We start from the raw sequence: 11,826 nt of genomic DNA on the forward strand, positions 1-11,826 counted from the left end.
CGGAACGCGGAGCGTCCCTGGCGGCATTCCCACGCAGGAGCGTGGGAACGATCGAACCGCCAATCCTCTGTGGGAGCGAGCTTGCTCGCACACAGGTGCAGTCGTCCTTATTCGCCGATAGCTGCCTTGTAGCCTGCCGCATCAAGCAACTTGCCCACCTCCGCCTTGTCACTTGGCTGGAGCTTGAAGATCCAGGCGCCGTACGGATCGGAGTTCAGCAGCTCAGGCGAGCCGCTCAGCTCTTCGTTGACCGCTATCACTTCACCTGCAATTGGGGAATAGATATCGGAAGCAGCTTTGACCGACTCGACCACACCGGCCTGGTCACCTGCGCCAAAGACCTTACCGACTTCAGTCAGCTCGACAAATACCACATCGCCCAGGGCTTCCTGCGCATGATCGCTGATGCCCACGGTGACGGTACCGTCAGCTTCCAGGCGTGCCCACTCATGGCTTTCGGCAAAACGCAGTTCGGCAGGGATATCACTCATATTCTGTGTCCTCAATAGAAAGTATCAGCGGCCAGCGGCCCGCCGTAAAAGGTTAGATCAGGGTTTTGCCATGGCGGACGAAGGTCGGTTTGACCACCCGTACCGGATACCATTTGCCGCGAATTTCTACCTCGGCACGGTCGGCGGTTGCCATCGGAACACGTGCCAGAGCGATCGACTTGCTAAGCGTAGGAGAAAAACTACCACTGGTGATCTCCCCTTCGCCAACATTGGCGATGCGAACCACCTGATGAGCGCGTAAAACACCCCGCTCTTCCAGCACCAGCCCGACCAGCTTGTGCTGCACACCGCTGGCAAGCTCGGCTTCCAGCGCACTGCGCCCGATGAACGGACGGCTCGCCGGTTCCCAGGCGATGCTCCAGGCCATGTTCGAGGCCAGGGGCGAAACGTCTTGATTGATGTCCTGGCCGTAGAGGTTCATGCCGGCCTCCAGGCGCAAGGTGTCGCGGGCGCCGAGGCCAATGGGCGAAATGCCAGCGCCGACCAGGTCGTTGAAGAAACTCGGGGCCTCCTGGGCAGGCAAGACGATTTCCAGGCCATCCTCGCCGGTGTAGCCGGTCCGGGCGATGAACCATTCGCCGTCGGCGCGGCCTTCGAAAGGCTTGAGTTGCTGGATGATTTGCCCACGCGGTTGCGTCACCAGTTCGGCAATCTTCTGCCGGGCCTGGGGGCCCTGGATCGCCAGCATCGCCAGTTCGGGGCGCTCATGCAACTGCACGTCGTAGCCACCGAGCTGTGCCTGCATCCAGGCCAGATCCTGATCGCGAGTCGAGGCGTTGAAGACCAACCGATAACCGTCCTCGACACGGTAGATAATCATGTCGTCGACGATGCCGCCGCGCTCATTGAGCATCGCGCTGTACAGGGCACTGCCTGTGTCCTGCAAACGATCGACGTCATTGGCCAGCAAGCGCTGCAGCCAAACCTTGGCCTGGGGGCCGGCGACATCGATCACGGTCATGTGGGATACATCGAACACTCCGCAGTCGCGACGCACCTGATGGTGTTCTTCGACTTGCGAGCCGTAATGCAAAGGCATATCCCAACCGCCAAAATCGACCATCTTCGCGCCGAGGGCGAGATGAAGGTCATACAGAGGCGTACGCTGTCCCATGGGTTTCTCCTTCCGGGCTTGGCGAAGGTGCGGACGGGCACTGCATAGCGCGAACATCTGAAAAAAGGAGTTTTCTGACGTTCTCAGTTGCCCGGTCCGACAGACGGACCGCACCGAATGCCGCGCATTGTAGCCGCATGAGGTGGGACTGGCACCTAGCTGTTTCGATGGGCCGAACGTCGTATCAATCCGATGACTGGCAACAACCCCACCAGTACCAACGTCAGCGCCGGCAGCGCGGCCCGGGCCCACTCCCCTTCGCTGGTCATCTCGAAGATCCGCACCGCCAGCGTGTCCCAGCCGAACGGACGCATCAGCAGCGTCGCAGGCATTTCCTTGAGCACGTCGACGAACACCAGCAACGCCGCGCTCAAAGTGCCGGGTAACAGCAAGGGCAGATACACTTTGAAAAACAGTCGTGGCCCGCTGACCCCAAGGCTGCGTGCAGCCTCGGGCAAAGACGGACGAATGCGCGCCAGGCTGCTCTCCAACGGACCGTAGGCCACCGCCAAAAAGCGCACCAGATACGCCAGCAACAGCGCCGACAGGCTACCCAGCAACAACGGTTTGCCTGCCCCTCCGAGCCAGGTCGACAGCGGGATGACCAACTCACGGTCCAGGTAGCTGAATGCAAGCATGATCGACACCGCGAGCACCGAACCGGGCAAGGCATAGCCCAGGTTCGCCAGGCCGACGCCGGCACGAATCGGACGGGTTGGCGCCAGCCGTCGGGCGAACGCCAGCAGCAAGGCCACGCAAACGGTGATCAGCGCGGCCAGGCCGCCCAGGTAGAGGGTGTGGACGATCAGCCCGGCATAACGTTCGTCCAGGTCGAAACGACCGCGTTGCCAGAACCACACCACCAATTGCAGCACCGGAATGACAAAGGCACAGGCGAACACCAGGAAACACCAACTGCTGGCTGCCGCGGCCTTCAGACCGCGCAACGTATACAAAGCCTTGGCTCGGGGACGTTCGTTACTGGCCCGGTGGGCACCACGAGCCCGGCGCTCGCCGTAGACCACCAGCATCACCGCCAGCAACAGCAGGCTGGCCAGTTGCGCAGCACTGGAGAGGCTGAAGAAGCCATACCAAGTCTTGTAGATCGCGGTGGTAAAGGTGTCGAAGTTGAACACCGACACCGCGCCAAAATCCGCCAGGGTTTCCATCAGCGCCAACGCCACGCCCGCACCGATGGCCGGCCGGGCCATCGGCAGCGCCACGCGCCAGAAAGCCTGCCACGGCGACTGCCCGAGCACCCGCGCCGCTTCCATCAAGCCCTTGCCCTGGGCCAGGAATGCACTGCGCGCCAGCAGATAGACGTAAGGGTAAAAGACCAGCACCAGCACCAGGATCACCCCACCGGTGGAACGGACCCGGGGCAGGCGCAGGCCGCTGCCGAACCATTCGCGCATGAGCGTCTGTACGGGGCCGGCAAAGTCCAGCAGGCCAACGAAGACAAACGCCAACACGTAGGCCGGTATCGCAAACGGCAGCATCAACGCCCAGTCGAGCCAGCGTCGCCCGGGGAACTCACACAGGCTGGTGAGCCAGGCGAGACTGACACCCAGCAACGTCACCCCGACACCCACGCCAAGGATCAACGTGAGGGTGTTGCCCAACAAGCGCGGCATTTGCGTATCCCACAGGTGGGACCAGATCTGTTGGTCGATGCTCTGCCAGGACAACAGCAAGACGCTAAGGGGCAGCAGGACCAGCGCGGCAATGGCGAAGACCAGGGGATACCAGCGGCGTTGGACGGGGTGGGCCAAGGGGAGCTCTCGTTTAAATGATGATGCCCGCGCATTGGCGCGGGCACCTATTCTATAACCCGCCGCATGAAAACCTGTGGCGAGGGGATTTATCCCCGCTGGGTTGCGAAGCGACCCTCCAATCAGAGCACGCGGCGTGTCAGACGGATTGAATTGTCTGTCATTGGGCTTGCTCCGCAAGCCAGCGGGGATAAATCCCCTCGCCACAGGGAATAGTGTCTGACTTGGGGCTAATTTCAGCCACAGGGAATAGCGTCTGACTTGGGTTAATTCCAGCCCACAGCGTATAGCGTCTGACCTGGGTTAATTCCAGCCCACAGCGTATAGCGTCTGACCTGGGTTAATTCCAGCCAGCGCGATCCATCATGCGAATGGCTTCGGCCTGGCGTTTACCCGCGACTTCCACTGGCAGGGTATCGGCCTTGAACTTGCCCCAGGCCGCCACTTCCTTGGACGGCTCCACCTGCGGGTTAGCCGGGAATTCCTGGTTCACGTCGGCGAAGATGCTTTGCGCTTGCGGCGTGGTCATCCACTCCACCAGCTTCTTCGCGGCGTCCGGATGCGGTGCATGCTTGGTCAAGCCAATCCCCGAGAGGTTGATGTGCACCCCACGGTCGGCCTGGTTCGGCCAGAACAGCTTCACCTTCAGGTCCGGCTTCTGCTGGTGCAGGCGGCCATAGTAGTAGGTATTGACGATGCCGACGTCGCACTGCCCGGCGTTGATTGCCTCAAGCAGCGCGGTGTCATCGGAGAAGACGTCGGTGGACAGGTTCCGGACCCAGCCCTTGAGGATCTCCTCGGTTTTTTCCGCACCGTGGGTTTCGATCAGGGTGGCGGTCAGCGACTGGTTATAGACCTTCTTCGACGTGCGCAGGCACAGGCGGCCTTCCCATTCGTCACCCGCCAAGGCCTCGTAGGTGCTCAGCTCAGCGGGTTTGACCCGGTCGGTGGAGTAGACGATGGTCCGCGCCCGCAGGCTCAAGCCGGTCCAGGCGTGGGAAGAAGCGCGGTATTGAGACGGGATGTTGGCGTCGATCACCGGTGAGGTGAACGGCTGGAGGATGCCCATCTGCTCGGCCTGCCAGAGGTTGCCGGCGTCGACGGTGAGCAGCAGGTCGGCGGTGGCGTTCTCGCCCTCGGCCTTGATCCGCTGCATCAGCGGCGCTTCCTTGTCGGTGATGAACTTCACCGACACACCGGTCTTCTTGGTGTAGGCGTCGAAGACCGGTTTGATCAGCTCATCGATGCGCGAAGAGTAGACCACCACCTCATCGGCGGCCTGGGCGGCAGTGGCACCGATCAAGGTCAAGGCGAGGGCGGACAGCAGGCGCTTGGGTGCCGACATGGGGGCAGTCTCTCGAGTATGAAGTGCGCAAATGATAAGGACTCACATTTGGCTTCTCAATCGAACAGTGGGTGGACACATTTCCAAATGTTGCACAGGTGGGTTCTCAAGGTGACTGTCCCGGCCTCATCGCGAGCAAGTTCGCTCCCACAGGTTCTGCAGGTCAATGTGAGAGCGAGCTTGCTCGCGATGGGGCCATGAGCCCAACGGACCTCTCAGGCCTTGGCCAGATCCGGCAAATCCCCAATCAACCCCAGCGCCTCGCGCACGAACAACGCCTTGGCCTCAGGCATGCGGTCTACCAGCTTCAGCCCGGTGTTACGCAACCAGCGCACCGGCAATGGATCGGCCTGGAACAACCGCTCGAAACCTTCCATCGCCGCCATCAACGCCAAGTTATGGGGCATGCGTCGCCGCTCGTAGCGGCTCAGCACCTTCACATCCGCCAATCGTTCGCCACGCCCGGCCGCCTGCAACAGCACTTCGGCCAGCACGGCGGCGTCGAGGAAGCCCAGGTTCACGCCCTGCCCGGCCAACGGATGAATGGTATGGGCCGCGTCGCCGATCAACGCCAGCCCTTCGGCCACATAGCGCTTGGCATGTCGTTGGCGCAGCGGCACGCACAGGCGCGGGTCGGCACTCAGTACCGTACCGAGCTGGCCTTCGAAGGCTCGTTCCAGTTCGCTGCAGAATTCAGTTTCATCGAGCGCCATCAAGCGCTGCGCTTCACCGGGGGTGGTGGACCAGACGATCGAGCACCAATCGTGCTGACCGTCACGCTCAAGTGGCAGGAACGCCAGCGGACCGTTGTCGGTGAAACGCTGCCAGGCCGTCATTCGATGCGGCCGGGCGCTGCGCACGCTGGTGACGATGGCGTGGTGCAGGTAATCCCATTCGCGTGTGACAACGCCGGTCAGGCGGCGCACTGCGGAATTCGCGCCGTCAGCCGCGATGACCAGGGGCGCCCGCAACGTGCGGCCATCGGCCAAGGTCAGCAGCCAGTCGTCACCGGAACGACGCATCTGCTCCAGCCGGGCGTTGGCCAGCAGGCCCAGGTCGCAGTCATGCAGTCGATCCAGCAAGGCGTCCTGCACAACGCGGTTTTCAACGATGTGCCCAAGCGCCTCGGCGTGCAGGCTGGCGGCCGAGAAATGGATCTGTCCGGTGCCGCTGCCGTCCCAGACGTGCATGTCGGTATAGGGGCTGGCGCGTCGGGCGGTGATGCCGTCCCAGACGCCCAGGCGATCGAGGATCCGCTGGCTGGCCGTCGACAAGGCACTGACTCGGGGCTCGAACGCGGCCTGGGGATCGAAGGGTTTGACGCTCATCGGGCTGCCGTCGAGCAGCAGCACTTGCAGGCCACTGCCCTGCAACGCCAGCGCCAGGGCGCTGCCGACCATACCGGCACCGACAATCAGCAGATCTGCACGCAATTCCATGCTCTAAGCCTGTTTTGCTGGCGACATCGGTCGCCCATGAAAAGAAATGACAGCCCCGGCCTCAAGCATCGGGACGCGTCCCCAGCCCCATGGCCTGACGGGCGAACCAGCGCTTGGCCGGCGGCAGCAAGTCGAGGCCCAACAGGCCGAGGTTACGGCCCAGGGACACCAACGGCAGGTTGCTGGCGAACAGCCGCGTGACTTGGTCGGAGAAGCCCACGGTCAGGACCTGATCCATTCGCTGGCGCTCGCGATAGGCTTGCAACACGGCAAAATCCCCTGGCTCGCTTTCACTGTCGAGCAGGGCATCGGCAAGGGCCTGGGCATCGCGCAGGGACAAGTTGAACCCCTGCCCGGCAATCGGGTGCAAGCTGTGGGCGGCGTTGCCCAGGATCGCCAGGTGCGGACGGACCTGTTCTTCGGCCTCCACCAGCGCCAGCGGGTACAGATGTCGCACGCCCACCTGTTTCAGGGTGCCCAGGCGATAGCCGAACACGCCCTGCAATTCGCTGAGGAAACTGCGCTCGTCGAGGGCCGCCAGCCGTTTTGCATCCATGCCCTGGCGGGTCCAGACCAGCGCGCAACGATTCTCCGGCAGCGGCAACAAGGCCATCGGGCCGTCATCGGTGAAACGTTCGAAGGCCATGCCATTGTGGGCTTCGCTGGGGGTGATGTTGGCGATCAAGGCGCTCTGGTCGTAGGGTCGACTGCGCACGCCGATACCCAACTGCTCACGCAGGCCGGAGCGGCCGCCATCGGCCAGTACGGCAAGGTCGCATTCCAGGGTGGTTTCATCGTCGAGGGTCAGGCGATAACCGCCGACCAGAGGTTCCATGCCGGTGACCTGCGCCGGGCAGCGCCAACTGACCACCTCAGGGTCCAGGCCTTGCCACAGGCACTGGCCGAGCCAGGCGTTTTCCACCACGTAGCCCAGCGCCGGCACGCCCTCCTCCATAGCCGACAGACGCGCGGTGGAAAACCGCCCACGGTCGGATACATGGATCTGTTTGATCGGTTCGGCGCGGCGGGAAATCTCCTGCCAGACACCCAAGCGTTGATAAATCTGCCGGGCACCGTAGGACAATGCCGAGGACCGGGCGTCGTAGCTCGGCTGCCAGGCGTTGCCGGGAGCGAAGGGCTCGATCAGCATGATCTTCCAGCCCCGGGCCTTGGCACCGGCCTGCAGGGCCAGCGCCAGGCTCGCGCCGACCAGGCCGCCGCCGACGATCGCCAGATTGACCCGGCTCATGCCGCTTGCGTCCGGGCAGCGGCCATCAGGGCCTCGATGTCGGCGACCGTCTTCGGTACGCCGTGGCTCAGGATTTCACAACCGGTTCTGGTCACTACCACGTCATCCTCGATACGCACGCCAATGCCGCGCCATTTTTTCGCTACGCTGCGGTTGTTCGGGCTGATGTAGATGCCCGGCTCCACCGTCAGCGTCATGCCGACCTCAAGCACCCGCCACTCACCACCAACGCGGTATTCACCCACGTCATGCACGTCCATGCCCAGCCAGTGGCCAGCGCGATGCATGTAGAACGCCCGGTAGGCTTCGCTGGCGATCAACGCATCCACCTCACCCTCCAGCAGCCCAAGGCGCACCAGCCCCTCTGTAATCACCCGCACCGTCGCTTCGTGGGCCTGGTTCCAGTGTTTGTCCGGCGCGATCTGGGCAAATGCGGCTTCCTGGGCAGCCAGCACCACTTCGTAGATCGCCTTCTGCTCGGGTGAAAACTTGCCACTGACCGGCCAGGTTCGGGTGATATCGCTGGCGTAGCAGTCGATTTCACAACCGGCGTCGATCAGCACCAGATCGCCGTCCTTGAGCAGCGCGTCGTTCTGCTGGTAGTGCAGGATGCAGCTGTTGCGCCCCGCCGCGACGATCGAGCCATAGGCCGGCATTTTTGCCCCGCCCTTGCGAAACTCATAGTCCAGCTCGGCTTCCAGGCTGAACTCATGCAGCCCCGGACGCGCCGCCTGCATCGCCCGAATGTGCGCCTGGGCGGAAATCCGCGCCGCTTCGCGCATCACTTTCACTTCTGCCGCCGATTTATACAGGCGCATGTCATGCAGCAAGTGATCCAGGGCAACGAATTCGTTCGGCGGCTGGGCGCCGAGGTGGGCCTTGGAGCGAATCACGTTGATCCACTCCATCAGGTGCCGGTCGAATTCCGGGTTGCTGCCCATGGCCGAATACACCCGGTCGCGGCCTTCGATCAGGCCCGGCAGGATGTCGTCGATATCGGTGATGGGAAACGCGTCGTCGGCGCCGTAGTCACGGATCGCCCCTTCCTGGCCGGCGCGCAGGCCATCCCACAACTCACGTTCGGCGTTGCGCTCGCGGCAAAAGAGGATGTATTCGCCATGGGCGCGGCCCGGCATCAGCACCAGCACCGCTTGCGGCTCGGGAAAGCCGCTGAGGTATTGGAAGTCGCTGTCCTGGCGGTAGACGTGCTCGACGTCGCGGTTGCGGATCGCAACGGCGGCGGCGGGCAGGATTGCGATGCTGTTGGGTTCCATCTGCGCCATCAGGGCCTTGCGGCGACGGCTGTATTCCGATTTCGGGATATGAATCATGGGCAGACGGTGTTCCCTCTAAAAATTAATGCAAGGACGGCTTGGCCGCCGCTGCATCGGTTTTCTTGGTCTCGGTGAACAGCAGCAATGGCGCGACCCGCAGGTACTCCATCACTTCCATGTAGTCGCTTTCACCGTCATCGGATTCTTCCAGGGCATCCTGGACCTGGGAGATCGCGGCCAAGTCCTGCAACACTTCCTTGGCCTCTTCGCTCAAGGCGTATTCGCGGCGGGTCAGGCCGAAGCCGGCGAGGAAGCCCTGGCACCACTGGCCCAGCGCCGCGGCGCGTTCAGCCAGGGGGGCGTCGTCAGTGGGCAGCAGCAGGACGACGGTCATGTCGTCACTGGTCAGCTCGCCCTTGACCATTTCCTGCAGGCCGATCAGCGCGTTGCGGACGTTGTCCGCCGGCTCGCCTTCCAGCAGTTCTGCGGCGTCGGCCAACCAGCCGTCGGCATCGAACCCGGCGCCGGCGCAACTGCGACCGAGCAGCAGGCCATGCAGTTCGGCAGGCGAGACAGGATGACCGCTGGTGCTCAGCAGGGTGGCGAATGCTTGATACGGGGAATTCTGAATGGGCATGGGCAGCTAGGCGCCAGACGGCGCTATGTCTAGAATGGAGGCCTTGTATCCTACATCGACAGACTCGCCAAGACTATCAGAGGCTGTGCGACTCATACCCTCCATCAGACACAATCTTCAGTGGACACAATGGAAGACACCGACCTGCAAGCGCTGATGGCCAGACTCGAACTGCTAATTGACCGGGTCGAGCAACTTAAGAGCCAAAACGGACTCCTATTAGCTCAGGAAAAAACCTGGCGCGAGGAACGCGCGCACCTCATTGAAAAAAACGAAATCGCCCGGCGTAAGGTCGAATCGATGATTTCGCGCCTCAAGGCCCTGGAGCAAGACTCATGAGTTCAAGCAATAGCGTTACCGTGCAGATCCTCGACAAAGAATATTCGATCATCTGCCCCCAGGAAGAGCGTAGCAACCTGGTGAGCGCCGCCCGTTACCTGGATGGCAAGATGCGCGAGATCCGCAGCAGCGGCAAAGTCATCGGCGCCGACCGCATCGCCGTAATGGCTGCCTTGAACATCACCCACGACCTGCTGCATCGCCAGGATACGCCGGACCTGCAGGTCAGCGGCTCGACCCGTGAACAGGTGCGCGACCTGCTCGACCGGGTGGATCTGGTGCTCGCCACCGATCCGGATGTCAGCAAGGGCTGATTCGCGAGGCTGCCTGGGGTATACTCGCATCACTCCCTGGGGTGCTTGCCAGTTGGTGATGTCCCTGAGCCGATACGCACAACCACGGGGGTTGCACGTTGGGGCCGGTGTGCATGTCCGCTTGACGGAAAGCCTTAACGCCCCCTGCAACTTCCACCTTGAACTTTCGGGTTCAAGGGCTAAGCCGACAGCGGTTCATCCGGGGAGCCTGACTCCTGACAATGCCAGTCCATATGGACTGGCATTGTCGTTTCTGGCGCAGGCATTTCTGAGCAGCCTGTTTTGCGGTTACGCTGTGGCATCGCCACTGCGTGAAGCACTGATATGACCGAACCTGCGCTGCTGCCCCGCCCGCAACTTCGACGCCTGCTGCGCCAGGCCCGTCGCGCCCTGACGCCCGCCCAGCAACGGCAAGCCGCCCACGGGCTGTACAAGCAACTGGCCCAGCATCCGCTGTTTCGCCGTGCGCAGCACATCGCCCTCTACCTGCCCAACGACGGCGAGATCGATCCGCGCCTGCTGCTGCGCGAAGCCCAACGCCGGGGCAAGGCCACTTACCTGCCCGTGCTCAGCCCATGGCCGCGGACCAAGATGGTGTTCCAGCGCATCCACCCCGGCGAAAAAATGCAGCCCAACCGGTTTCGTATTCCTGAGCCGCGCAAGAACATCGCCCGGCAACGCAAGGCCTGGACGCTGGACCTGGTGTTGCTGCCATTGGTGGGGTTTGACGATGCGGGTGGTCGACTGGGCATGGGCGGCGGTTTTTATGACCGCAGCCTGGCGTATCTGGCGCGACGCAAGCAGTGGCGCAAGCCGACGCTATTGGGGCTGGCCCATGAATGCCAGAAAGTCGAACGATTGGCGCAGGCAAGCTGGGACGTACCGCTGCAGGGAACGGTCAGCGACAGGCATTGGTATATCGCGGGGTAGACGCCGCGATCATCTGCGGCGCCAGGAAAGCAGATTCAGCGTTTGAACGATGCCGCGGGCTGGGTGATTTCCACCGGCGCGTCGGTCTTGTTGGCCCACAGGCTTTGGGCGTAACCCGTGGTCACGACACCCAGACCGAACAGAATGACCAGGATCCACAACAAATCCGGTTTGCGTTTCATCGATTGCCCCCCTCAAGGCATATCACACACGATGACAGCAGCGGTTTTCTTATTGGCCGTGCAGCAGCGTCAAGCTTGGAAGGCCGGCATTTTGCGGCAACCGGCCCCGACACGCAAACTCTGGCGTCAACCGACTGTCGGTTTGTCATAAAATCGCTGAACTATTTTTTCAACACCGCCAAGGAGTAGCAATCATGGCCTATTGGCTGATGAAATCCGAGCCCGACGAATTATCCATCCAAGGTTTGGAAGAGCTCGGCCAGGCACGCTGGGACGGGGTTCGCAACTACCAGGCGCGTAACTTTCTGCGAACCATGGCGGTGGGCGACACGTTCTTTTTCTATCACTCCAGTTGCCCCGAGCCAGGCATTGCCGGAATCGGCCGGATTGTCCGTGCGGCCTACCCTGACCCAACGGCGCTGGAGCCCGACAGCCATTACTACGACCCCAAGGCCGGTCCGGACAAAAACCCCTGGACCGCGATCGACGTGGCCCACGTCGAAACGTTTCCCCACGTACTGAAGCTCGACTACCTCAAGCAACAGGCCGCCCTGGCTGAAATGCCACTGGTGCAAAAAGGCTCGCGACTGTCGGTGATGCCCGTCACCCCCGAACAATGGGCAACGGTCATGGCGCTGCGCTGATCGCCAATGAGTTGATGGATGTCAAGCGGGGTCGTTCGCTGACCTGGCAGACTTCGATGCTATAGCCGCAGGATG

Annotated in this window: 13 protein-coding genes and 1 other RNA gene; 5 read left to right on the top strand and 9 right to left on the bottom strand. The window is 62.4% G+C overall.

Going from position 1 to position 11,826, the window contains the following annotated elements:
- Positions 1-107 precede the first annotated feature (107 nt).
- From gcvH to BT116_RS10185, 8 genes are all read right to left on the bottom strand, one after another.
- Positions 108-491 (bottom strand): glycine cleavage system protein GcvH, encoded by a 384-nt coding sequence (gene gcvH / locus BT116_RS10150; RefSeq protein ID WP_072342940.1) that lies wholly within the window; start codon positions 489-491, stop codon positions 108-110.
- Between the two features lie 52 nt (positions 492-543).
- On the bottom strand, positions 544-1,626 hold the full coding sequence (gene gcvT, locus BT116_RS10155; RefSeq protein WP_072342943.1) for a glycine cleavage system aminomethyltransferase GcvT: 1,083 nt from the start codon (positions 1,624-1,626) through the stop codon (positions 544-546).
- Between the two features lie 155 nt (positions 1,627-1,781).
- Positions 1,782-3,398: an ABC transporter permease gene (locus BT116_RS10160; protein ID WP_063323877.1), complete on the bottom strand. Its 1,617-nt coding sequence runs from the start codon at positions 3,396-3,398 to the stop codon at positions 1,782-1,784.
- A 340-nt stretch (positions 3,399-3,738) separates the two neighbouring features.
- Entirely contained in the window at positions 3,739-4,743 is a 1,005-nt protein-coding gene (locus tag BT116_RS10165; protein WP_072342946.1) for an extracellular solute-binding protein, read from the bottom strand.
- Between the two features lie 215 nt (positions 4,744-4,958).
- Entirely contained in the window at positions 4,959-6,176 is a 1,218-nt protein-coding gene (locus tag BT116_RS10170; RefSeq protein ID WP_170845941.1) for a 2-octaprenyl-3-methyl-6-methoxy-1,4-benzoquinol hydroxylase, read from the bottom strand.
- Between the two features lie 67 nt (positions 6,177-6,243).
- On the bottom strand, positions 6,244-7,431 hold the full coding sequence (ubiH, locus tag BT116_RS10175; RefSeq protein WP_072342952.1) for a 2-octaprenyl-6-methoxyphenyl hydroxylase: 1,188 nt from the start codon (positions 7,429-7,431) through the stop codon (positions 6,244-6,246).
- Positions 7,428-8,762, bottom strand: a complete 1,335-nt coding sequence (gene pepP / locus BT116_RS10180; protein WP_063323873.1) for a Xaa-Pro aminopeptidase — start codon at positions 8,760-8,762, stop codon at positions 7,428-7,430. The genes ubiH and pepP overlap by 4 nt, the downstream gene beginning before the upstream one ends.
- Positions 8,763-8,787: 25 nt before the next feature.
- Positions 8,788-9,342, bottom strand: coding sequence for a YecA/YgfB family protein (locus BT116_RS10185; RefSeq protein WP_072342955.1), 555 nt, complete (start codon positions 9,340-9,342; stop codon positions 8,788-8,790).
- 129 nt (positions 9,343-9,471) lie between these two features.
- Between BT116_RS10185 and BT116_RS10190 the strand changes: the two genes are divergently transcribed.
- The 4 genes from BT116_RS10190 to BT116_RS10205 all read left to right on the top strand — a co-directional run bounded on the left by BT116_RS10190 (position 9,472) and on the right by BT116_RS10205 (position 10,925).
- Positions 9,472-9,681, top strand: a complete 210-nt coding sequence (locus BT116_RS10190; protein ID WP_003177365.1) for a TIGR02449 family protein — start codon at positions 9,472-9,474, stop codon at positions 9,679-9,681.
- A complete protein-coding gene (locus BT116_RS10195) occupies positions 9,678-9,995 on the top strand; it encodes a cell division protein ZapA (RefSeq protein WP_003177364.1) in 318 nt (105 codons plus the stop codon). Before BT116_RS10190 ends, BT116_RS10195 begins: the two co-directional genes overlap by 4 nt.
- A 30-nt stretch (positions 9,996-10,025) precedes the next feature.
- Positions 10,026-10,205, top strand: a non-coding RNA gene (gene ssrS, locus BT116_RS10200) — 6S RNA.
- 114 nt (positions 10,206-10,319) lie between these two features.
- Positions 10,320-10,925: a 5-formyltetrahydrofolate cyclo-ligase gene (locus BT116_RS10205; RefSeq protein ID WP_072342957.1), complete on the top strand. Its 606-nt coding sequence runs from the start codon at positions 10,320-10,322 to the stop codon at positions 10,923-10,925.
- A 35-nt stretch (positions 10,926-10,960) separates the two neighbouring features.
- Here BT116_RS10205 and BT116_RS31025 read toward each other — a convergent pair whose 3' ends face one another.
- Complete coding sequence (locus BT116_RS31025; RefSeq protein WP_092149156.1) at positions 10,961-11,107, bottom strand: hypothetical protein; 147 nt, start codon at positions 11,105-11,107, stop codon at positions 10,961-10,963.
- A 194-nt stretch (positions 11,108-11,301) separates the two neighbouring features.
- Here BT116_RS31025 and BT116_RS10210 point away from each other — a divergent pair, with 194 nt between their 5' ends.
- Positions 11,302-11,751 carry an EVE domain-containing protein gene (locus tag BT116_RS10210; RefSeq protein WP_072342960.1) on the top strand — a complete coding sequence of 150 codons (450 nt, stop codon included), beginning with the start codon at positions 11,302-11,304 and terminating at the stop codon, positions 11,749-11,751.
- Positions 11,752-11,826 lie beyond the last annotated feature (75 nt).

Origin of the sequence: Pseudomonas sp. NFACC16-2 (assembly GCF_900119205.1) — a bacterium.
In the GTDB taxonomy this organism is placed as follows: Bacteria; Pseudomonadota; Gammaproteobacteria; order Pseudomonadales; family Pseudomonadaceae; genus Aquipseudomonas; species Aquipseudomonas fluorescens_Q.

Coding starts and splice junctions, on each gene's coding strand:
- gcvH (WP_072342940.1), bottom strand. CDS start 491: ATGAGTGATATCCCTGCCGAACTGCGTTTTGCCGAAAGCCATGAGTGG.
- gcvT (WP_072342943.1), bottom strand. CDS start 1,626: ATGGGACAGCGTACGCCTCTGTATGACCTTCATCTCGCCCTCGGCGCG.
- BT116_RS10165 (WP_072342946.1), bottom strand. CDS start 4,743: ATGTCGGCACCCAAGCGCCTGCTGTCCGCCCTCGCCTTGACCTTGATC.
- ubiH (WP_072342952.1), bottom strand. CDS start 7,431: ATGAGCCGGGTCAATCTGGCGATCGTCGGCGGCGGCCTGGTCGGCGCG.
- pepP (WP_063323873.1), bottom strand. CDS start 8,762: ATGATTCATATCCCGAAATCGGAATACAGCCGTCGCCGCAAGGCCCTG.
- BT116_RS10185 (WP_072342955.1), bottom strand. CDS start 9,342: ATGCCCATTCAGAATTCCCCGTATCAAGCATTCGCCACCCTGCTGAGC.
- BT116_RS10190 (WP_003177365.1), top strand. CDS start 9,472: ATGGAAGACACCGACCTGCAAGCGCTGATGGCCAGACTCGAACTGCTA.
- BT116_RS10195 (WP_003177364.1), top strand. CDS start 9,678: ATGAGTTCAAGCAATAGCGTTACCGTGCAGATCCTCGACAAAGAATAT.
- BT116_RS10205 (WP_072342957.1), top strand. CDS start 10,320: ATGACCGAACCTGCGCTGCTGCCCCGCCCGCAACTTCGACGCCTGCTG.
- BT116_RS31025 (WP_092149156.1), bottom strand. CDS start 11,107: ATGAAACGCAAACCGGATTTGTTGTGGATCCTGGTCATTCTGTTCGGT.
- BT116_RS10210 (WP_072342960.1), top strand. CDS start 11,302: ATGGCCTATTGGCTGATGAAATCCGAGCCCGACGAATTATCCATCCAA.